The 19,831-nt window shown below is 71.3% G+C and carries 19 protein-coding genes; 11 read left to right on the forward strand and 8 right to left on the reverse strand.

Annotated elements, in window-relative coordinates; translation table 11 throughout:
• Positions 1–61: 61 nt before the first annotated feature.
• The 5 genes from EDD93_RS10570 to paaA are packed head-to-tail and all read right to left on the reverse strand — an operon-like array spanning position 62 to position 3,670.
• Positions 62–1,120, reverse strand: coding sequence for a 2Fe-2S iron-sulfur cluster-binding protein (locus tag EDD93_RS10570; RefSeq protein ID WP_123524902.1), 1,059 nt, complete (start codon positions 1,118–1,120; stop codon positions 62–64).
• The gene (gene paaD, locus EDD93_RS10575) at positions 1,121–1,627 is read right to left on the reverse strand and encodes a 1,2-phenylacetyl-CoA epoxidase subunit PaaD (RefSeq protein ID WP_123524903.1); all 507 of its coding nucleotides are present in this window, start codon (positions 1,625–1,627) and stop codon (positions 1,121–1,123) included.
• Positions 1,621–2,322: a 1,2-phenylacetyl-CoA epoxidase subunit PaaC gene (gene paaC, locus EDD93_RS10580; protein WP_123524904.1), complete on the reverse strand. Its 702-nt coding sequence runs from the start codon at positions 2,320–2,322 to the stop codon at positions 1,621–1,623. Before paaC ends, paaD begins: the two co-directional genes overlap by 7 nt.
• Positions 2,319–2,609, reverse strand: coding sequence for a 1,2-phenylacetyl-CoA epoxidase subunit PaaB (paaB, locus tag EDD93_RS10585; protein WP_123524905.1), 291 nt, complete (start codon positions 2,607–2,609; stop codon positions 2,319–2,321). The genes paaC and paaB overlap by 4 nt, the downstream gene beginning before the upstream one ends.
• A complete protein-coding gene (paaA, locus tag EDD93_RS10590; protein WP_260255685.1) occupies positions 2,606–3,670 on the reverse strand; it encodes a 1,2-phenylacetyl-CoA epoxidase subunit PaaA in 1,065 nt (354 codons plus the stop codon). The genes paaB and paaA overlap by 4 nt, the downstream gene beginning before the upstream one ends.
• A 114-nt stretch (positions 3,671–3,784) precedes the next feature.
• Here paaA and EDD93_RS10595 point away from each other — a divergent pair, with 114 nt between their 5' ends.
• The 3 genes from EDD93_RS10595 (at position 3,785) to EDD93_RS10605 (ending at position 6,734) form a co-directional block, all read left to right on the forward strand.
• A complete protein-coding gene (locus EDD93_RS10595; protein WP_123524906.1) occupies positions 3,785–4,621 on the forward strand; it encodes a DUF5819 family protein in 837 nt (278 codons plus the stop codon).
• 14 nt (positions 4,622–4,635) lie between these two features.
• Positions 4,636–5,979, forward strand: coding sequence for an HTTM domain-containing protein (locus EDD93_RS10600; protein ID WP_398903255.1), 1,344 nt, complete (start codon positions 4,636–4,638; stop codon positions 5,977–5,979).
• A gap of 104 nt (positions 5,980–6,083) precedes the next feature.
• The gene (locus EDD93_RS10605) at positions 6,084–6,734 is read left to right on the forward strand and encodes a TrmH family RNA methyltransferase (RefSeq protein ID WP_185092477.1); all 651 of its coding nucleotides are present in this window, start codon (positions 6,084–6,086) and stop codon (positions 6,732–6,734) included.
• A gap of 321 nt (positions 6,735–7,055) precedes the next feature.
• Here the strand turns inward: EDD93_RS10605 and paaN are convergent, their stop codons facing one another.
• Positions 7,056–8,756 (reverse strand): phenylacetic acid degradation protein PaaN, encoded by a 1,701-nt coding sequence (paaN, locus tag EDD93_RS10610; protein ID WP_123524908.1) that lies wholly within the window; start codon positions 8,754–8,756, stop codon positions 7,056–7,058.
• Between the two features lie 123 nt (positions 8,757–8,879).
• Between paaN and EDD93_RS10615 the strand changes: the two genes are divergently transcribed.
• Positions 8,880–9,467, forward strand: coding sequence for a TetR/AcrR family transcriptional regulator (locus EDD93_RS10615; protein ID WP_123524909.1), 588 nt, complete (start codon positions 8,880–8,882; stop codon positions 9,465–9,467).
• Positions 9,468–9,518: 51 nt separating this feature from the next.
• Here EDD93_RS10615 and EDD93_RS10620 read toward each other — a convergent pair whose 3' ends face one another.
• On the reverse strand, positions 9,519–10,025 hold the full coding sequence (locus tag EDD93_RS10620) for an Lrp/AsnC family transcriptional regulator (RefSeq protein WP_123524910.1): 507 nt from the start codon (positions 10,023–10,025) through the stop codon (positions 9,519–9,521).
• Positions 10,026–10,241: 216 nt separating this feature from the next.
• Here EDD93_RS10620 and pdhA point away from each other — a divergent pair, with 216 nt between their 5' ends.
• The 7 genes from pdhA to EDD93_RS10660 all read left to right on the forward strand — a co-directional run bounded on the left by pdhA (position 10,242) and on the right by EDD93_RS10660 (position 19,044).
• Positions 10,242–11,405 carry a pyruvate dehydrogenase (acetyl-transferring) E1 component subunit alpha gene (gene pdhA / locus EDD93_RS10625; RefSeq protein WP_123524911.1) on the forward strand — a complete coding sequence of 388 codons (1,164 nt, stop codon included), beginning with the start codon at positions 10,242–10,244 and terminating at the stop codon, positions 11,403–11,405.
• Positions 11,402–12,433 carry an alpha-ketoacid dehydrogenase subunit beta gene (locus EDD93_RS10630; protein WP_123524912.1) on the forward strand — a complete coding sequence of 344 codons (1,032 nt, stop codon included), beginning with the start codon at positions 11,402–11,404 and terminating at the stop codon, positions 12,431–12,433. The genes pdhA and EDD93_RS10630 overlap by 4 nt, the downstream gene beginning before the upstream one ends.
• Complete coding sequence (locus EDD93_RS10635; RefSeq protein WP_123524913.1) at positions 12,433–13,893, forward strand: dihydrolipoamide acetyltransferase family protein; 1,461 nt, start codon at positions 12,433–12,435, stop codon at positions 13,891–13,893. Before EDD93_RS10630 ends, EDD93_RS10635 begins: the two co-directional genes overlap by 1 nt.
• A gap of 144 nt (positions 13,894–14,037) precedes the next feature.
• Positions 14,038–14,886 carry an NTP transferase domain-containing protein gene (locus EDD93_RS10640; protein WP_123524914.1) on the forward strand — a complete coding sequence of 283 codons (849 nt, stop codon included), beginning with the start codon at positions 14,038–14,040 and terminating at the stop codon, positions 14,884–14,886.
• Positions 14,883–16,745, forward strand: coding sequence for a molybdopterin molybdotransferase MoeA (locus EDD93_RS10645; protein ID WP_123524915.1), 1,863 nt, complete (start codon positions 14,883–14,885; stop codon positions 16,743–16,745). Before EDD93_RS10640 ends, EDD93_RS10645 begins: the two co-directional genes overlap by 4 nt.
• Positions 16,746–16,765: 20 nt before the next feature.
• A complete protein-coding gene (locus EDD93_RS10650; RefSeq protein ID WP_398905030.1) occupies positions 16,766–17,839 on the forward strand; it encodes a TrkA family potassium uptake protein in 1,074 nt (357 codons plus the stop codon).
• A 215-nt stretch (positions 17,840–18,054) separates the two neighbouring features.
• Positions 18,055–19,044, forward strand: coding sequence for an NAD(P)H-quinone oxidoreductase (locus EDD93_RS10660; protein ID WP_123524917.1), 990 nt, complete (start codon positions 18,055–18,057; stop codon positions 19,042–19,044).
• A 128-nt stretch (positions 19,045–19,172) separates the two neighbouring features.
• Here EDD93_RS10660 and EDD93_RS10665 read toward each other — a convergent pair whose 3' ends face one another.
• A complete protein-coding gene (locus EDD93_RS10665; protein WP_073733723.1) occupies positions 19,173–19,721 on the reverse strand; it encodes a bacterial proteasome activator family protein in 549 nt (182 codons plus the stop codon).
• Positions 19,722–19,831: the final 110 nt, after the last annotated feature.

The following is a 19,831-nucleotide window of genomic DNA, read 5'->3' on the forward strand; positions in this document are numbered from 1 at the left end:
CTACAAGAAGGGAACAGGCGCGGTCCGGGCGCGGCGCGGGTGCGCCACGCGGCCGGCCCGGTCACCGGTCGAAGTCGAGCTCCACCTCCCCGGTCACCGGGTGGGACTGGCAGGCCAGCACATAGCCGGCCCCGGTCTCTTCCGGTTCGAGCGCGAAGTTGCGGTCCATCCGCACCTCGCCCGAGACCAGGAAGGCCCGGCAGGTCCCGCACACGCCCCCCTTGCAGGCGTACGGCGCGTCCGAGCGGCTGCGGAGCACCGTCTCCAGCAGCGATTCGCCCTCCAGGACCGGCCACTTGCCCGAGCGGCCGTCCAGGGTGGCCGTGAGCATGCTGTCCGCCGGGGCCTCGATCCGGGGGCGGGCCGTGGCGCTCGGTCCGTCGTCGACGTGGAAGATCTCCTGGTGAATACGGGTCCGCCCGACTCCCAGCCCGTGCAGCGCGCCCTCGGCGGCCCGGACCAGACCGAGCGGGCCGCACAGATACCAGCCGTCCACATCGGCCACCGGGAGCAGGGCGGGCAGCAGGCCGGCCAGCCGCTCGCGGTCCAGCCGGCCCGAGGGGAGACCGGCCTGCTGCTCCTCCCGGGAGAGCGCGGTGACCAGCTGGAACCGGTCCGGATAGCGGTCCTTGAGGTCGGCGACCTCGTCCAGGAACATCGTCGACGCGGCGGTCCGGTCGCTGCGGATCAGACAGAACGACGCGTCGGGCTCCCGGGCCAGCAGCGTCGCGGCGATGGACAGCACCGGGGTGATCCCGCTGCCGCCGACGACCGCCGCGAACAGCCCGGCGCGCGGGGTGAGCACGAAGCGGCCCATCGGGGGCATCGCCTCGACCTGATCGCCGACCGCGAGCTCCTTGAGCGCGTACGTGGAGAACGCCCCGCCGTCGACGAGCCGGATGCCCACCCGCAGCCGCGGGTCGGCCGGCCGCTCGGTGGCCGGTGCGCAGATCGAGTACGAGCGGCGGACCTCCTCACCATCGACGGTGTAGCGGACGTTGAGGTGCTGGCCGGGCTGGTGGCGGAAGGTCTCGCGCAGATCCGGCGGCACGGCGAAGTCGACAGCGACCGAATCGTCCGTGAGCCGCTCGATCGCGCTGACCCGGAGCGGATGGAACATCTACAACTCCTTGAAGTGATCGAACGGTTCGCGGCATGTCACGCACCTGCGCAGCGCCTTGCAGGCGGTGGACGAGAACCGGCTCAGCAGCTCCGTGTCGGTGGAGCCGCAGTGCGGGCAGCGAACGGACAGGGCGAGCGGCACGGGTCCGGCGGCGGGTGAGGCCGCGTCGTGCGACCGGGGAGGCGCTATGCCGAACTCGGTGAGCTTGCGGCGCCCTTCCGCGCTGATGTCGTCCGTGGACCAGGCCGGGGTGAGCACGGTGACCACGGAGACCTCGGTCATGCCGTGGTCGAGCAGCACGCGCTCGATGTCCGTGGACATGGCCTCTATCGCTGGGCAGCCGGTGTAGGTGGGGGTGAGCCGGACCGTGACGCGGCCCGGTGCCAGCACCTCCACGCCCCGGAGCACGCCCAGCTCCTCCAGGGTCAGTACCGGCAGCTCGGGGTCGGGGACGGAGCCCGCGAGGGTGCGCAGCTCCTCCTCCAGTGCCGTCCCGGTCACCATGACGCCCCCGGGTGGCTGCGGTGCAGATGCTGCATCTCGGCGATCATCCGGCCGAAGGGCTCCGTGTGGATGCCCTGCCGGCCCGCTCCGGCCGTCCAGGCGCCGGACTGCGGACCGGCCGGGACGGTCAGCCCGGCCTGCTCCAGAACGGTGGTGACGGACGCCAGCCAGTCGCTCCGCAGGGCGTTCCAGTCCACCTCGACCCCTTCGACGGGCTGGAACAGCTCCCCGGTGAAACGCCACAGGGCGTCCACCGCGCGCTGCATCCGCTCGTGGCTCTCCGGCGTGCCGTCACCGAGGCGCAGCGTCCACTGCTCGGCGTGGTCCCGGTGGTAGGCGACCTCCTTCACGGCCTTGGCCGCGATGGCGGCGAACTCGCCGTCACCGGCTGCCAGCCGCTCGTACAGCCCGTGCTGGTGGACGGAGAAGTAGAGCTGGCGGGCGATGGTGTGGGCGAAGTCGCCGTTGGGCTGCTCGACCAGCTGGACGTTGCGGAAGGCACGTTCCTCGCGCAGATACGCCAGCTCGTCCTCGTCCCCGACGAGGGAGAGCAGCAGGCGGGCCTGGCCCAGCAGGTCCAGGGCGATGTTGGCGAGTGCCACCTCCTCCTCGAGCACGGGGGCGTGGCCCGCCCACTCCCCCAGCCGGTGCGACAGCACCAGCGCGTCGTCGCCCAGGGCGAGGGCCGCGGTCACAGGTGCTTCACCCCGTCCGGGATCTCGTAGAACGTGGGGTGCCGGTAGGGCTTGTCGCCGGCCGGCTCGAAGAAGGTGTCCTTCTCGTCCGGCGAGGACGCCGTGATCCGGGCGGAAGGCACCACCCAGATGGAGACGCCCTCGGACCGGCGTGTGTACAGATCGCGTGCGTTGCGCAGCGCCATCTCGGCGTCCGGGGCGTGCAGACTGCCGGCGTGGGTGTGGGAGAGGCCACGCCGCGAGCGCACGAACACCTCCCACAGCGGCCAGTCGGTCGAGCTGCTCATGCTGTCGCCTCCCCATTCGGTACGACGGTGTTCGTTGCGGCGGTGTTGGGTGCGGCGCTCGGTGCGTCGCCGTCAGGTCCGACTGCCGTGTGTTTCTGTGCGTAGGCGGCGGCAGCATCGCGGACCCAGGCACCTTCCTCGTGCGCCCGGCGGCGCTGGGTGAGGCGCTCTTCGTTGCACGGGCCGTTGCCCTTCAGGACCTCCTGGAACTCGGTCCAGTCGATCGCCCCGAAGTCGTGCTGACCGCGCTCCTCGTTCCAGCGGAGGTCCGGGTCGGGGAGGGTGAGCCCCAGCACCTCCGCCTGCGGGACGCAGATGTCGACGAAACGCTGCCGCAGCTCGTCGTTGGAATGCCGCTTGATCTTCCAGGTCATCGACTGGGCGGAGTGCGAGGAGGCGTCGTCCGGCGGGCCGAACATCATCAGGGACGGCCACCACCAGCGGTTCACCGCGTCCTGGGCCATCTCGTGCTGTGCGGCCGTGCCGCCGCTGAGGGCCAGCAGCAGTTCGTAGCCCTGGCGCTGGTGGAAGGACTCCTCCTTGCAGATGCGGACCATCGCGCGGGCGTAGGGACCGTAGGAGCAGCGGCACAGGGGCACCTGGTTGGTGATCGCCGCGCCGTCCACGAGCCAGCCGATCGCGCCCACGTCCGCCCAGGTCAGGGTTGGGTAATTGAAGATCGACGAATACCGCTGGCGGCCCGCGTGGAGCTTGTCGAGCAGCTCCTCGCGGCCCGTGCCGAGGGTCTCGGCCGCGCTGTAGAGGTAGAGCCCGTGTCCCGCCTCGTCCTGCACCTTGGCGATCAGGATCGCCTTGCGGCGCAGCGAGGGCGCACGGGTGATCCAGTTGGCCTCGGGCTGCATGCCGATGATCTCGGAATGGGCGTGCTGGGCCATTTGCCTGACCAGCGAGGCGCGGTAGGCATCGGGCATCCAGTCACGCGGCTCGATGCGCTCGTCGGCCGCCACCGCGGCATCGAAAGCCGCCGCCAGGGCCCCGTCCGCCCCATCGGTACTGCCCGCTGTCGCCTGCGCTGTCTGGCCCGCAGTCAATGCCGCCATCCCGGACTCCCTACCGACCGATCGTTCGGTTCAATGTCTTCAATGGTGAGTCTGCGGCCCGTAGGGTGTCAACCCTGTGGATAACTGACCGGGATCGACGGGGATCGGGGCGGGATGGATTCGTACGACGACAGGGGCGTCGGCGGCAGGGACGGACGTGTTTCCGGCCCCGATTCAGGGCCGGCTCCAGCGGTTCCCGACCCCCGTACCGAGCCCGATCCGGAACCGGGTCCCGGTACAGATCCTGGTCCGGATCCTGGTACGGGGCTTTGTGGCGAACCCGGTCCGGAGCCCCGTTCCGGAATCGCCGGGCTGTCGTTTCCGTACCAGGTCGCCGCCGCTGTGGCTCTCGCGGTGATCGGCCTGGTCACCTGCACTCAGCTGGCGATGGTGTTTCTGCACGTCGCCCCCTCCAACACGCTGACCAAGCAGCACGGCAAGGGGGTCGACCAATGGATCTACCCCGAGTTCGAGCAGAACTGGAAGCTCTTCGCCCCCAATCCGCTCCAGCAGAACATCGCCGTGCACGTGCGTGCTGAGATAGCCGGCCCCGACGGCCGCCGTACCACCCCCTGGATGAGCCTCTCGGGCGAGGACGGCAAGGCGATACGCGGCAATCCGCTGCCCAGCCACGTGCAGCAGAACGAACTCCGCCGGGGCTGGGACTTCTACCTCGGGTCCCACGACAACCAGAACCGGGCCAACGGGCTGCGCGGGACGCTCTCCGAGCAGTACATCCGCCGGATCGTCATGCTGCGCCTGAGCGAGCACGACTACGGCGGCACCGTCGAACGGATCCAGGTCCGGTCCGAGGTGCGGTCCGTCGCGGCCCCTCCGTGGAGCGACGAGAAGATCAGTACGAAACCGTCCTACCGGGTGCTGCCGTGGTGGACCGTCACCGCAGCCGACCTCCCCGAGGGCTCGGCGGACCCGAAGGAGACGGACCAGTGAGCACGCCAGGACCAGTGAGCACGCCGGCACCGGTGACCACACCCGGACCTGCGAGCACGCCCCGGCGCACGAGCGGGCTCGCCCGGGGTATCCAGCGCGTCACCGCCTCGTCCCTCGGCCCGTACCAGAGCGCCGTCATCCGGATCGGCTTCGCGGCCACGTACCTGCTCTTCCTGCTGCGGGAGCTGCCGCACCGGCACGAGATGTACGGTCCCGGCGCCCCGTGGCGCTGGGACATGGCGGAAAAGCTGATCTCCAACAACCAGGCCTTCACCAGCCTCATGTGGACGGACAGCACCGTCTGGTTCGAGATCGTGTACGCGCTGGCGCTGATCGCCGCCGTGCTGCTCCTGGTGGGCTGGCACACGCGCGCCATCTCCGTCCTGTTCATGGCCGGCGTGCTGTCGCTGCAGAACCGCAGCATCTTCATGGGCGACGGCGGCGACAACGTCATCCACCTGATGGCGATCTACCTGGTGCTGACCCGGTGCGGGCAGGTCTGGTCGCTGGACGCCCGCCGTGCGGCGCGCCGGGCGCGGGCGGCGCTGACCGCGGACGGCGACGCCGACGCAGACGTAGACAGGGGCGGGCGTTCACCTCGTGCGGATGTGGCCGGGCCGCTGCTGTGGGTGGCGTTCGGGGCCGTACTGATCTGGGCCACGGTGACGGACGGCCTGGGCGGAACCGTGTGGTTGCCGGTGCTGTTCTGGATTCTGTGGACCGGGCACGGGGTCTGGTGGGCCGTGAACCGGTACGCGCCGCACAGCGAGCCGCGCACCCTGCTCGACGTCATCGCCAACCTCGCCCACAACGCCACCCTCGTCGTGATCATGGCCGAGGTCTGCCTGATCTACTCGACCGCCGGCTGGTACAAGATCCAGGGTTCGAGGTGGCAGGACGGTACGGCGCTGTACTACCCGCTCAAGCTGCACTACTTCACGCCGTGGCCCGGACTCTCGGACCTCCTCGCATCGAGCGGGGTGATGGTGATGGTGCTGACGTACGCCACGGTCATCGTGCAGGTCGCGTTCCCGTTCACCCTGTTCAACCGGCGGGTCAAGAACGTCCTGCTCGTCGTGATGATCGGCGAGCACGCCGGCATCGCCCTGCTGCTGGGGCTCCCCTTCTTCTCGATGGCCATGATCGCGGCGGACGCCATCTTCCTGCCGACCGTCTTCCTGGTGTGGCTGGGCAGCCGGGTGGCGCTCGGGCGGCAGCTGTTGTCCCGGGGGCGTGGCAAGGCCCCGAGGCCCCGGGACGCGGACGAGGGCCTGGACGGGGGAGGACGCCGGGACGGATCCGGGGGCGGGGAGGCAACGGAGCGCAGCGGCAGCGGGGGCCATACGCTCGTCGGGTGAGCAGTGAGACCGGGAGCACCGGCAGTACGAGCGGTATCAGCAGTACGGGCGATAACAGTGGTACCAGCGGCACCACTGGGAATCCGTCGACCGATGAGTCCGGGGTGGACGAGCCGGCCCAGTACGACGACGGGTTCGGGACGGAGATCGGCGTCGGGCCGCACCCGCTTCCCTGGCCCGTGGGCGAGCGTTACGACCCCGAGCTGCTCGCCCACGGCGACCGGCGCAATGTGGGCGACGCGTACCGGTACTGGACCCGGGAGGCGATCGTCGCCGATCTGGATCTGCGGCGGCACGATTTCCATGTGGCGGTGGAGAACTGGGGTCACGACTTCAATATCGGCTCGGTCGTGCGTACCGCGAACGCCTTTCTCGCCAAGGAGATCCACATTGTGGGACGGCGGCGCTGGAACCGTCGTGGGGCGATGGTCACCGACCGCTACCAGCACGTCCGCCACCATCCCGACACTGCGGATCTGACTGCCTGGGCCGCAGCCGAGGGGCTGCCGATCATCGGCATCGACAACCTGCCGGGTGCCGTGCCGCTGGAGCGGACCGAGCTGCCGCGGCGGTGCGTGCTGCTGTTCGGGCAGGAGGGGCCGGGGCTGACCGAGGAGGCGCGCGCGCATGCCTCGATGGTGTGCTCGATCGCGCAGTTCGGGTCCACGCGGTCGATCAATGCGGGGGCTGCGGCGGCGATTGCGATGCATGCGTGGGTGCAGCGGCATGCGGATATTCCTGGGGCGGGTGTGTAGGCATCGGCCGGGGCCGGGGCCGGGGCCGGTGTGAGGCCGGGGGCGGGGCTGGGGGTGCGGCCGGCCTTCCCCCACCCGCCCCTTCCCGTAACCGGGGGCGCTGCCCCCGGACCCCCGGTCCTCAAACGCCGGACGGGCTGGGAATGCGGGCTGGGCCCCGGGTCTGGCGGGGGGCAATGCGGGCGGGCAGGGGTCGGCGATACGGGCGGGCTGGGATCGGCCACGGGCCCCGGGGTTGGGTGGGCTGGGACCGCCCGCTGGCCACGGTGGCGGTGGGTGGGCTGGGACTGGCGGTTGAGGGCCGGGGGTCGAGCAGGGTTGTCAGCGTTGGCGGCGGACTTCCAGGGTGCGGAAGCGGTTGGATACGAAGGCTCCGTCGCACAGGGCCGCGTTGGCTGCCGGGTTGCCGCCCGAGCCGTGGAAGTCGGAGAACGCAGCCGTCTGGTTCACGTAGACCCCGCTTGTGAGGTTGAGTGAGAGCTGGGCCGACTCGTCCAGGCAGACGTCCACCAGCGAGCTCTCCACCTCCGGTGACGTGGTGTACGCGCCCACCGTCATCGCGCCCTTGTCGCGGATCGTGCGGCGCAGCAGCTCCACGGCGTCGGCCGTCGACTCGACCGCGACCGTGAACGAGACCGGGCCGAAGCACTCCGAGAGGTAGGGGGAGTCGTCGTCCGGCTTGGCGCCGTCGAGCTTGACGATCAGTGGCGTGCGGACCACCGCCTCCGGGAAGTCGGGGTTGGCCACCTCCCGCGAGGGCAGGGCGACTTCGCCCAGCTGGGCGGCGGCCTCCAGACGGGCCCGTACCTCCGGGTTGACCAGGGCGCCGAGCAGGGCGTTGGCGCGGGCGTCGTCGCCGAGGAGCCCGGTGACGGCTGCGGCGATGTCGACGACCACGTCGTCGTACGTCTTGTCGCCGATGTCCGTCGTGATGCCGTTGCGCGGGATCAGCAGGTTCTGCGGGGTGGTGCACATCTGGCCGCTGTAGAGGGAGAGCGAGAACGCCAGGTTGGAGAGCATGCCCCGGTAGTCGTCCGTGGAGTCGAGGACGATCGTGTTGACCCCGGCCTTCTCCGTGTAGACCTGTGCCTGAAGGGCGTTGGCCTCCAGCCAGTCGCCGAAGGCGGTGGAGCCGGTGTAGTCGATGATCCGGATCTCCGGGCGGAGTGCCAGGGACTTGGCGATGCCCTCGCCCGGCCGCTCGGTGGCCAGGGCGACCAGGTTGGGATCGAAGCCCGCCTCGGTGAGCACCTCGCGCGCCAGCTGAACCGTGAGGGCCAGCGGGAGCACCGCACGGGGGTGCGGTTTGACCAGGACGGGATTGCCGGTGGCGAGAGAGGCGAAGAGGCCGGGGTAGCCGTTCCACGTGGGGAAGGTGTTGCAGCCGATCAGCAGGGAGACGCCCCGTCCCGCCGCGGTGAACGTCTTGTGCAGCTCGATCGGATCGCGCTTGCCCTGCGGTTTCGACCAGTCCGCGGTGTGCGGGGCGCGGGTCTGTTCCTCGTAGGCGTACGCCACCGCTTCCAGGCCGCGGTCCTGGGCGTGCGGGCCACCGGCCTGGAACGCCATCATGAAGGCCTGCCCGCTGGTGTGCATCACCGCGTGGCCGAACTCATGGGTACGGGCGCTGATCCGGGCCAGGATCTCCAGGCAGACCAGGGCCCTGGTCTCGGGGCCGGCCTCGCGCCAGGCGGGCATGCCCGCGCGCATCGCCGGGATCAGGACATCCGGATCGGAGTGCGGGTACTCGACGCCGAGTTCGGGCCCGTACGGCGAGATCTCCCCGCCCGTCCACCCGTCGGTGCCCGGCTGGCCGAGGTCGATACGGGTGTTCAGCACGGCGTCGAAGGCGGCCTTGCCCTCGGCGGCGCCCAGGCTGCCGGGGGCGCCGCCCTCGCCGTACGCCTTCGGGTGCTCGGGGTGCGGGGACCAGTAGGCACGCGAGCGGATCGCGTCGAGGGCCCGGTCGAGCGTGGGGCGGTGCTTCTCGGTCAGCAGGTTCGGGGAGAGCTCGGCGGCCATGACGGACCAACTCCTCATCGAGCTGGGCAGGGACGGGCGGACAGAGTTAGAGTAACCGAACGATCGGTCGGGACAAGGGGCCCCACGAAACCTGTGGACAACTCGTAGGGGAGGATCGCTGGCATGACCACGGCCAGGCGGGACACGTACACCCCGGAGACTCTGCTCACTGTCGCCGTCCGGGTCTTCAACGAGCGCGGCTACGACGGCACGTCCATGGAGCACCTCTCGAAGGCTGCCGGGATCTCCAAGTCGTCCATCTACCACCACGTGGCCGGCAAGGAAGAGCTGCTGCGGCGAGCGGTCAGCCGGGCGCTGGACGGGCTCTTCGGCATCCTCGACGAACCGGGTGCGACGCGCGGCCGCGCGATCGAACGCGTCGAGTACGTCACCCGCCGTACCGTCGAGGTGCTGATAGCCGAACTGCCCTACGTCACGCTGCTGCTCCGGGTGCGGGGCAACACGAAGACCGAGCGCTCGGCGCTGGAGCGGCGGCGCGAGTTCGACCAGCGGGTGGGCGATCTGCTCAAGGCCGCGGTCGCCGACGGCGACCTCCGTTCCGACGTGGACATACGTCTCGCGACCCGGCTGCTCTTCGGCATGGTGAACTCGCTGGTCGAGTGGTACCGGCCGCTCCCGGACGGCGGCGCGGAGCGGGACCAGCTCGCGGACACCGTCGTGCGCCTCGCCTTCGACGGGATGAAGGCCTGACGAAGGCGCCGCCGCGCTGCGCCTCGGGCGAGGCCGGCGCCGCGCCACGCCTCAGGTGAGCTCCGTGGGGAGGTCAGGCCCCGGGGCCAGGTCGGTCTCCTCGAACACCAGCAGTGTGCGGGTGGAGAGAACCTCGGGGATGGACTGGATCCTGGTGAGCACCAGATCGCGCAGTGACTGGTTGTCCTGGGTGTGCACCAGCAGCAGGACATCGAAATCGCCGCTGACCAGTGCGATGTGGGTGGCGCCCGGCAGTGCCTGGAGCTGCTCGCGGACGGTGCGCCAGGAGTTCTGGACGATCTTGAGCGTGATGTAGGCGGAGGCCCCCTGCCCCGCCCGCTCGTGGTTCACCCGGGCGCTGAAGCCGCGGATCACCCCGTCGTCGATGAGCCGGTTGATCCGGGCGTAGGCGTTGGCGCGCGATACGTGAACCCGATCGGCCACCGACCGTATCGATGCTCTGCCGTCCGTCTGGAGCAACCGGAGGATGGCGCGGTCGATGGGGTCGAGCGGGCGTGCCGGAGGAGTCCGGCCGGGATCCGCGCCCCCGTCGGCCATTTGTTCAGCTGCCATGTTCCCGCGCCTCCCTGTCCTGGACGAGCTGTCTCCATCCCAGGCTGTGGAGAACCGTTTGTCCACAGGCTGACGGTGCCTGTAGCCAAAATGCGCCCGCGACCGAACAATCGGTAGGTGAGGCGCACCACACTCGCACCTCACGGAGTAGTTGACATTTCGACATTTTTCGACACCCCTCGATGCCAGGAGGTGCTTGTCATGACGGTCCAAGAGCTGCCCGGCGCGGCCGCCTACCGGCCCACGCCGCCCCCGGCGTGGAAGCCGCTCACCGACCCGGCGCCGCTGCTCCCGGACCCCGAGCCGTACCGCGTGCTCGGTACGGACGCCGCGGACGGCGCAGACCCCGAGCTCCTGCTGCGGCTCTACGCCGAGCTGGTGCGCGGCCGGCGCTACAACGCCCAGGCAACCGCCCTCACCAAGCAGGGGCGGCTCGCGGTCTACCCGTCGAGCACGGGGCAGGAGGCCTGCGAGATCGCGGCCGCCCTGGTGCTCGAGGAGCGGGACTGGCTCTTTCCCAGCTACCGCGACACGCTCGCTGCCGTGGCGCGGGGGCTGGACCCCGTCGAGGCGCTGACGCTGCTGCGCGGGGACCGGCACACCGGTTACGACCCGCGCGAGCACCGCATCGCACCGCTCTGCACCCCGCTCGCAACCCAGCTGCCGCACGCGGTGGGCCTGGCCCACGCGGCGCGGCTCAAGGGCGATGACGTGGTCGCGCTCGCCATGGTGGGCGACGGCGGCACCAGCGAGGGGGATTTCCACGAGGCGCTGAACTTCGCGGCCGTGTGGAAGGCCCCGGTCGTCTTCCTCGTGCAGAACAACGGCTTCGCCATCTCCGTACCGCTGGCCAAGCAGACCGCGGCACCCTCCCTGGCGCACAAGGCCGTGGGATACGGGATGCCGGGCCGGCTGGTCGACGGGAACGACGCGGTGGCCATGCACCAGGTGCTCTCCGAAGCGGTCGAGCGGGCCAGGAGCGGCGGCGGCCCGACGCTCGTGGAGGCCATCACCTACCGCATGGACGCGCACACGAACGCCGACGACGCGACCCGCTACCGCGGCGACAGCGAGGTCGAGACCTGGCGTGCCCACGATCCGGTCCAGCTCCTGGAGCGCGAGCTGACGGGACGCGGGCTGCTCGGGGAGGACGGCATCGAGGAGGCGCGGTCGGCCGCCGAGCGGATGGCGGCCGGACTGCGCGAGCGGATGAACGCGGATCCGGTGCTCGACCCGATGGATCTCTTCAACCAGGTGTACGCGGAGCAGACCACCCAACTGCGAGAGCAGGAGGCCCGGCTGCGTGTCGAGCTGGACGCGGAGAACGAACAGCACGGCACGGATGACGGGGGAGCAGGGCGATGACCACCGCAGCGGCCACGGCCACGGCGCGGACGGCGAAGGCCAAACCCGCCACCATGGCGCAGGCCCTCGGGCGCGCACTGCGCGACTCGATGGCGCAGGACCCCTCCGTGCACGTCCTCGGGGAGGACGTGGGCACGCTCGGCGGCGTCTTCCGGATCACCGACGGCCTGGCGAAGGAGTTCGGCGAGGACCGTTGCACGGACACCCCGCTGGCCGAGGCCGGCATCCTCGGAGCGGCCGTCGGCATGGCGATGTACGGACTGCGGCCCGTCGTCGAGATGCAGTTCGACGCCTTCGCCTACCCGGCGTTCGAGCAGCTCATCAGCCATGTCGCCAAGATGCGGAACCGGACCGGGGGCGCCATGCCCCTGCCGATCACGGTCCGGGTGCCGTACGGCGGCGGAATCGGCGGCGTCGAGCACCACAGCGACTCCTCGGAGGCGTACTACATGGCGACCCCTGGTCTCCATGTCGTCACGCCCGCCACGGTCGACGACGCCTACGGGCTGTTGAGAGCCTCGATCGCCTCCGACGATCCGGTGGTCTTCCTGGAGCCCAAGCGGCTCTACTGGTCGAAGGCGGACTGGTCGCCGCAGGCGCCCGCCGCCGTGGAGCCCATCGGACGCGCCGTCGTGCGCCGGGCCGGACGCAGCGCGACGCTGATCACGTACGGTCCCTCGCTGCCCGTCTGCATGGAGGCCGCAGAGGCCGCGGTCGCGGAGGGCTGGGACCTCGAAGTCGTCGACCTGCGCTCGCTGGTGCCGTTCGACGACGAGACGGTGGCCGCGTCCGTGCGACGGACCGGACGCGCGGTGGTCGTCCACGAGTCCACCGGCTTCGGCGGTCCGGGCGGCGAGATCGCGGCCCGGATCACCGAGCGCTGCTTCCACCACCTGGAGGCGCCGGTGCTGCGCGTCGCCGGCTTCGACATCCCGTACCCGCCGCCCATGCAGGAACGGCACCACCTGCCGGGCGTGGACCGGGTGCTCGACGCCGTCGCGCGACTGCAGTGGGAGGCGGAGCACTGATGCCGCACGTACTCGAATTCAAGCTTCCGGATCTCGGTGAGGGGCTGACCGAGGCCGAGATCGTGCGCTGGCTGGTGGAGGTCGGCGATGTCGTCGCCATCGACCAGCCGGTCGTCGAGGTCGAGACGGCCAAGGCGATGGTGGAGGTGCCGTGCCCGTACGGGGGCGTGGTGACCGCGCGGTTCGGCGACGAGGGTACGGAGCTTCCGGTCGGGGCACCGTTGCTGACGGTCGCGGTCGGGTCCGAGGAGATGTCCGGGAGCCCGGCGGAATCCGGGTCCGGCACGGAGGCCGCCGAGGCGGAGCCGTCCGGGTCCGGCAACGTGCTGGTGGGGTACGGGACCGGCGCACCGCCGGTCCGTCGGAGGCGGGTCCGGCCGGAGGCGCTCTCGGCTCCTGCCGCTGCGCCTGCTGCGGCTCCAACCGGTGTTCCAGCCGCTGTTCCTGCTAGGGCTGTTGCTCACGTTGTTGCTGCTTCGGCTGTTGCTGTTGTTCCTGGAGCGTCTGATTCATCTGGTGCGTCTAGTGCGTCTGGTGCATCTAGCGCTTCCGGGGTTTCGGACGAGGCGCGGGGGCCGGTCGCTGTCGTGTCCCCGCTGGTGCGCAAGCTCGCCCGGCAGCACGACCTCGATCTGCGTCGGCTGACCGGCTCCGGGCCCGGCGGCCTGATCCTTCGGGCCGACGTGGAGTCCGCCATCCGGTCCGGGGCGGAGACCTCGCAGGTGGCCGAGGCGACGGACCACACCTCGGCACGTCCCGCCGGTGAACGGGTTCCGCTGCGCGGTGTCCGGGGCGCGGTCGCCGACAAGCTGGCGCGCAGCCGGCGCGAGATCCCTGACGCCACCTGCTGGGTGGATGCCGATGCCACCGAGCTGATGGCTGCCCGAGCGGCCATGAACAGCGCCGGTGGTCCCGGTGCCGGCCCGAAGGTGTCGGTGCTGGCGCTGCTCGCCCGCATCTGTACGGCCGCCCTGGCCCGGTACCCCGAACTCAACTCGACGGTGGACCAGGAAGCGCGGGAGATCGTGCGGCTGCCCGGCGTCAACCTCGGGTTCGCGGCCCAGACCGAGCGGGGGCTCGTCGTTCCGGTCGTACGGGACGCGGACGCGCGCAGCACGGAGTCGATCGGAGCCGAGATCACCAGGCTCACCGAGGCCGCCAGGACGGGAACGCTGAAGCCCGCCGAGCTGACCGGAGGCACGTTCACGCTCAACAACTACGGGGTCTTCGGGGTGGACGGGTCGACGCCGATCATCAACCACCCGGAGGCGGCGATGCTCGGCGTCGGGCGCATCGTCCCCAAGCCGTGGGTGCACGAGGGCGAGCTGGCCGTCCGGCGGGTCGTCCAGCTCTCGCTGACCTTCGACCACCGGGTCTGCGACGGCGGTACGGCGGGAGGCTTCCTGCGCTATGTGGCCGACTGTGTGGAACAGCCGGCCGTGCTCCTGCGGACGTTGTAGACACCTCCGCCGGACCTCCCTCGTCTCCCGGTTCTTCTCCAGCTTCTCCAGCTCCTCCCGGTTCTCCCCGTTCCGTTCCGCCTTGATCCACGGGATCGCGGACGGGGAGGATCCTGCGGGCCACCGGGCACGCATACTCGGGACATGACCGCGTATGACGCCATCGTCCTCGCCGGAGGTGCCGCGAAGCGGCTCGGCGGTGCCGACAAGCCGGGGCTCCGGATCGGTGGCCGTGCGCTGCTCGACCGGGTGCTCGCGGCCTGTCCCGACGCCGGGACCACGGTGGTGGTCGGGGGCAGACGGCCCACAGTGCGCGCTGTGACCTGGGCACGTGAAGAGCCCCGGGGCGGCGGTCCGCTGGCCGCCCTCGGTGCCGGGGTGCGGCACACGGCTGCGGAGCGCCTGCTGGTGCTCTCCGCAGATCTGCCCTTCCTGGGGGCGGACACGGTCGGGGCCCTGCTGGCAGCTGCCGGCCGGGGCGACCTGGAGGGTGCCGTCTGCACCGACCGGGACGGCCGTGACCAGCCGCTGGTGGCCGTCTACCGGGCGGAGCCGTTGCGACGGGAGCTGGCGCTGCTCGCCGCGGAGCACGGTGGACTCGCCGGACTTCCCCTGCGGTTGCTGACCCACGAGCTGCGGCTTTCCCGGGTGGCGGCGGACCCGCTCGCCTCGTTCGACTGCGACACCTGGGAGGACATCGCTTCGGCCAGGGCCAGGATCAGAGAACATGGGACCGTGCTGGACGAATGGATCACCGCAGTCAAGAACGAACTGGCCATCGAACTCGACGTCGACACCGCCGTCCTGCTCGACCTTGCCCGTGACGCCGCCCACGGTGTCGCCAGGCCCGCCGCACCCCTGACGACCTTCCTGGTCGGGTACGCGGCGGCGAAGGCGAGCAGCGACGGGGGCGGGCCCGAGGCAGTGGCCGAGGCCGCCCGCAAGGCCGCCGCGCTCGCTCTCCGGTGGGCGGACGAGACCGGGACGCCATGACGGGGCGCGGCGGCAGTACCGGGCGCCCACCGGCTGCCGCGAAGAGCCCGGCCGGAGACGCCGCGGCCGACGCCCGGTCCACGAAGTCTGCCGGGTCCCCGCGCCCCGCCGGATCCCGCGGGCCGGCCGAACCCCGCGGGCCGGCCGAACCCCGCGAGCCCGCCGAACCCCGCGAGCCCGCCGCGCCCCCTCAGCCGCCAGGGCCCACGAAGTCGTCCGAACCCCCGAAGCCCGCTGACGCCGAAGCGCGTCGTGCGGCCGAGCTCGCGGCAGAGGCCGAGGCCGACGAGGAGCGTGCGGTCGCGCAGGCCCTCGCGCTGGTCGGCCGACAGCCGTACCGCGACCCGGGCCCTGACTCAGGCCGCGACTCAGGCCCAGGCCGTAACCAGGGTCGCCGCTCAGGCCGCGGCCCAGGCCCAGGCCGTAACCAGGGTCGCCGCTCAGGCCGTGACCAGGGCGGCGATCAACGTTATGGCTCACCCTCCGACTCAGCCCCTGATTCACCCCTTGGCTCACCCCCTGACCCTGGCCCGACCCCCGGGCGCACCCGTGCGACGCAGTGGGGCGAGGCGCGTGCCGTCGCGGCCCGTGCCGGGCGCGGGGTTCCTCCCCGTACCGGACGCGTCCCCCTCGATCACGCGCTCGGCCACGTGCTGGCCGAACCGCTCGCCGCGCTCACCGATCTCCCGTCCTTCGACACCTCCGCCATGGACGGCTGGGCCGTCGCGGGCCCGGGACCGTGGAAAGTCCGGGAGAACGAAGGCGTCCTCGCGGGCCACGCCTCCCCCGACCCGCTCCCGGACGGTGACGCCGTACGGATCGCCACCGGCGCCCGTATCCCGGCGGACGCGACCGCCGTCATCCGCAGTGAGCACGCCCTGGCCGACGAGGCGAAGGGGCTGCTGTACGCGCAGCGGCAGGTGAGCCCCGGGCAGGACATCAGACCGCGCGGCCAGGAGTGCCGCTCCGGGGAGCAACTCCTGCCCGTCGGAACGCTGGTGACGCCCGCCGTCCTCGGGCTGGCGGCTGCCGCCGGGTACGACGAACTGTTCACCCGCCCCAGGCCGCGCGTCGATGTCCTCGTCCTGGGCGACGAACTGCTGACGGCCGGGTTGCCCCACGACGGACTGATCCGTGACGCACTCGGTCCGATGATCGGCCCCTGGCTGCACGCGCTGGGCGCCGAGGTCTCCGCGCCCCGCCGCCTCGGTGACGACGCGGAGGCCCTCAGGCAGGCCCTCGTCGTCTCCGAGGCCGATCTGGTCATCACCACCGGCGGCACCGCTGCGGGGCCGGTCGACCATGTGCACCCCGTGCTCGACGATCTGGGGGCCGAACTGCTCGTCGACGGTGTCGCCGTCCGCCCCGGTCACCCCATGCTGCTGGCCCGGCTCAGGGCCGGAGGCCCGTATCTCGTGGGGCTGCCCGGCAACCCGCTGGCCGCCGTGTCCGGGCTCCTCACCCTCGCCGAGCCCCTGCTCAACGGACTGGCGGGCCGGGTGGTGCAGGACCTCTACCGCGTCCCGGTCCGTGACGACGTGCACGGCCACCCGCACGACACCCGGCTGGTTCCGGTGGTCCACCGCACGGGCGACGCAGGCGAGTTCACCCGCAGCGGCACTGCCACCGGCCTCACACCAGGCCCCGGAAGGGCGGATGGCCCCGGAGTCGGAACCGGTGGTGGGGGAGATCACGTCGTACCCCTGCATTACAACGGTCCCGCCATGCTGCGCGGGATCGCCGCCGCGGACGGGCTGGCCGTCGTGGAGCCGGGCGGGGTACGGTCCGGCACCGAGGTGGAGATCCTCGATCTACCGTGGGCCCCGGCGATGCCGTGGGCTGAAGGGTGTTTCACGTGAAACTTCCCGGCCATGATGCGATGGCCAGGCGCGCCGACGAGCATGTCGTACCCACCCGGGTGATGCTCCCGCGCCGGGTCGTCGACGGACCGGCGCGACAGGTCGCCAAGCGGTTGATGATGGCTCTGATGGTGCTGGCCGCCACGGTGCTGATCGTCTGGGTCGACCGCGGCGGCTACCACGACGCGGCCGACGGCAAGGTCGACCTGCTGGACGCGGTCTACTACGCGACGGTCACCCTCTCGACCACCGGGTACGGCGACATCACCCCGTACAGCGACGGGGCCCGGCTCACCAATGTGGTGCTCGTGACACCGCTGCGCGTGCTCTTCCTCATCATCCTGGTCGGCACCACCCTTGAGGTCCTCACGGAGCGGACCCGGGAGGACTTCCGGCTGAAGCGTTGGAGAACCAACTTGCGTGACCACACCGTTGTCGTCGGCTTCGGCACGAAGGGCCGCTCGGCCATTCAGACCCTCTGCGCCACCGGCCTGAAGAAGGATCAGATCGTCATCGTCGACCCGGCGTCCAAGGTGATAGAGGTCGCCAACGCCGAGGGGTTCACCGGAGTGCTCGGTGATGCGACGCGCAGCGATGTGCTGCTGCGGGCCGAGGTGCAGAAGGCGCGACAGATCATCATTGCCACCCAGCGCGATGACACGGCGGTACTGGTCGCGCTGACCGCCCGCCAGCTCAACCGCGGTGCGAAGATCGTCGCCGCGGTGCGCGAGGAGGAGAACGCCCCGCTGCTGCGGCAGTCCGGTGCCGATGCCGTGATCACCAGCGCCAGCGCGGCCGGACGGCTGCTCGGCCTCTCCGTGCTCAGTCCCAGCGCCGGCACGGTGATGGAGGATCTGATCCAGCAGGGCAGTGGGCTCGATCTGGTCGAACGGCCGGTGATAAAGGCCGAGGTGGGCAAGAACGTCCGGGAGACCGACGATCTCGTCGTCAGTGTTCTGCGCGGTCACCGGCTGCTCGGTTACGACGATCCGGCGGCCAGTCCCCTCCAGCTGACGGACCGCCTGATCACCATCGTCCGGGTCACCAACGACGCGCCCGCGAGCCACACCCCGCCGACGGCCCCGCGCCCCTGACCAACCCGATACACCCGGCAGCCAAGCCCTCCCGCAGCCAAGCCCTTCCGCAGTCCGGCAGTCCCGCCGTCCCGCCGTCCCGCCGTCCCGCCGTCCCGCCGTCCCGCCGTCCCGCCGTCCCGCCGTCCCGCCGTCCCAAAGTTCCGGCGTCCCGCCGCCCCGCCCGGCCGCGCCTCGCGGGGGTCGTCGGCACGGCACGGAGTAGCCTCGCGGCCATGCATGCGATCACGATCCCCGAACCCGGTGGCCCCGAGGCGCTCGTGTGGGCCGAGGTGCCCGATCCCGTACCCGGTGAGGGCGAGGTCCTCGTCGACGTCGTCTCCAGCGCGGTCAACCGTGCGGATGTGCTCCAGCGGCAGGGGTTCTACAACCCGCCGCCCGGCGCCTCGCCCTACCCGGGGCTGGAGTGCGCGGGCCGGATCTCCGCCCTCGGCCCCGGCGTCACCGGCTGGTCGGTCGGCGACGAGGTGTGCGCGCTGCTGGCGGGCGGCGGTTACGCCGAGAAGGTCGCCGTCCCCGTCGGGCAGCTGCTCCCCGTACCGGCGGGACTGGACCTCGTCCTCGCCGCGGCGCTGCCCGAGGTGACCGCGACCGTGTGGTCCAACGTGTTCATGGTGGCGCACCTGCGCCCCGCCGAGACGCTGCTCGTGCACGGCGGGTCCAGCGGCATCGGCACGATGGCGATCCAGCTGGCCAAGGCGGTCGGGGCCCGGGTCGCGGTGACCGCGGGCGGGCCCGAGAAGCTGGCGCGCTGCGCCGAGCTCGGGGCCGACATCCTGATCGACTACCGGGAGCAGGACTTCGTCGAGGAGATCGCCGCGGCGACGGCCGGGGCGGGCGCCGACGTCATCCTCGACATCATCGGCGCGAAGTACCTGGACCGGAACGTCCAGGCGCTCGCCGTGAACGGCCGGCTCGCGATCATCGGTCTCCAGGGCGGGGCCAAGGGCGAGCTGAACCTGGGCGCCCTGCTGACCAAGCGGGCCGCCGTCACCGCGACCTCGCTGCGCGGGCGCCCGCTCGCGGAGAAGGCCGCGATCGTCGCGGCCGTACGCGAGCACGTCTGGCCGCTCGTGGCCGACGGCGTCGTACAGCCGGTGGTGGACCGTACGCTGCCGATGCAGGACGCGGCCGAAGGGCACCGGGTGATGGAGTCCAGCACGCACATCGGCAAGGTGCTCCTCCGCTCGCCCGCAGCCGCCTGACCCGCCCACCCCGCCCCCGTCCCAGGCCGAAGCCGAAGGGCCCGGCACACGAAAGGTCGTGTGCCGGGCCCTTCGGCTTCGGCCTGACTGGTCGGGCTTCGGCCCGGCTGATCGGTACGGACAGGGGGTTACAGGTACGGGCCCGAGCGGATCGCTCCGTGGGGGTCCCCGCCGCCTTCCTCCTCCTCGTGGACAGTGCCCGGGGGCAGGGCGCGGCGCATCTGCTCCAGCTGCGCGCGGGCCGCCATCTGCTGGGCGAACAGTGCTGTCTGGATCCCGTGGAAGAGGCCCTCCAGCCAGCCCACCAGCTGGGCCTGCGCGATACGGAGTTCCGCCTCCGAGGGCACCGACTCCTCGGTGAACGGCAGCGAGAGCCGCTCCAGCTCCTCCACCAGCTCCGGCGCGAGACCGTCCTCCAGCTCCTTCACCGAGCTGGCGTGGATCTCCTTGAGGCGCACGCGGCTCGCCTCGTCGAGAGGAGCCGCCCTGACCTCTTCCAGGAGCTGCTTGATCATGCTGCCGATGCGCATGACCTTCGCGGGCTGTTCGACCATCTCCGTCACCGGGATCTCGCGCGACTCGTCGTCAGTGCCACCGCCGCCGATCGCCATTCCGTCCTGTCCCACCACGAGGACTTGGGGGTGCTCCTGCGACCGTTCATTCCTCGGCATCTCCATGTCGTCCATTGTCTCGCACACCTGCGGTACAACACTGTGGTGCCCCCGGAAACGTGAGATCCACCGTTTCCGAGGGCACCGGAACGACACCCGACGACGCCGGAACGACG

Origin of the sequence: Streptomyces sp. 840.1, from assembly GCF_003751445.1 — a bacterium.
GTDB lineage: Bacteria > Actinomycetota > Actinomycetes > Streptomycetales > Streptomycetaceae > Streptomyces.

What these genes read in the sequence shown, in the direction of transcription:
- EDD93_RS10570 (WP_123524902.1), bottom strand. Translation starts at nt 1,120, where the DNA reads ATGTTCCATCCGCTCCGGGTCAGCGCGATCGAGCGGCTCACGGACGAT.
- paaD (WP_123524903.1), bottom strand. Translation starts at nt 1,627, where the DNA reads ATGGTGACCGGGACGGCACTGGAGGAGGAGCTGCGCACCCTCGCGGGC.
- paaB (WP_123524905.1), bottom strand. Translation starts at nt 2,609, where the DNA reads ATGAGCAGCTCGACCGACTGGCCGCTGTGGGAGGTGTTCGTGCGCTCG.
- paaA (WP_260255685.1), bottom strand. Translation starts at nt 3,670, where the DNA reads ATGGCGGCATTGACTGCGGGCCAGACAGCGCAGGCGACAGCGGGCAGT.
- EDD93_RS10595 (WP_123524906.1), top strand. Translation starts at nt 3,785, where the DNA reads ATGGATTCGTACGACGACAGGGGCGTCGGCGGCAGGGACGGACGTGTT.
- paaN (WP_123524908.1), bottom strand. Translation starts at nt 8,756, where the DNA reads ATGGCCGCCGAGCTCTCCCCGAACCTGCTGACCGAGAAGCACCGCCCC.
- EDD93_RS10615 (WP_123524909.1), top strand. Translation starts at nt 8,880, where the DNA reads ATGACCACGGCCAGGCGGGACACGTACACCCCGGAGACTCTGCTCACT.
- EDD93_RS10620 (WP_123524910.1), bottom strand. Translation starts at nt 10,025, where the DNA reads ATGGCCGACGGGGGCGCGGATCCCGGCCGGACTCCTCCGGCACGCCCG.
- pdhA (WP_123524911.1), top strand. Translation starts at nt 10,242, where the DNA reads ATGACGGTCCAAGAGCTGCCCGGCGCGGCCGCCTACCGGCCCACGCCG.
- EDD93_RS10630 (WP_123524912.1), top strand. Translation starts at nt 11,402, where the DNA reads ATGACCACCGCAGCGGCCACGGCCACGGCGCGGACGGCGAAGGCCAAA.
- EDD93_RS10635 (WP_123524913.1), top strand. Translation starts at nt 12,433, where the DNA reads ATGCCGCACGTACTCGAATTCAAGCTTCCGGATCTCGGTGAGGGGCTG.
- EDD93_RS10640 (WP_123524914.1), top strand. Translation starts at nt 14,038, where the DNA reads ATGACCGCGTATGACGCCATCGTCCTCGCCGGAGGTGCCGCGAAGCGG.
- EDD93_RS10645 (WP_123524915.1), top strand. Translation starts at nt 14,883, where the DNA reads ATGACGGGGCGCGGCGGCAGTACCGGGCGCCCACCGGCTGCCGCGAAG.
- EDD93_RS10650 (WP_398905030.1), top strand. Translation starts at nt 16,766, where the DNA reads ATGGCCAGGCGCGCCGACGAGCATGTCGTACCCACCCGGGTGATGCTC.
- EDD93_RS10660 (WP_123524917.1), top strand. Translation starts at nt 18,055, where the DNA reads ATGCATGCGATCACGATCCCCGAACCCGGTGGCCCCGAGGCGCTCGTG.
- EDD93_RS10665 (WP_073733723.1), bottom strand. Translation starts at nt 19,721, where the DNA reads ATGGAGATGCCGAGGAATGAACGGTCGCAGGAGCACCCCCAAGTCCTC.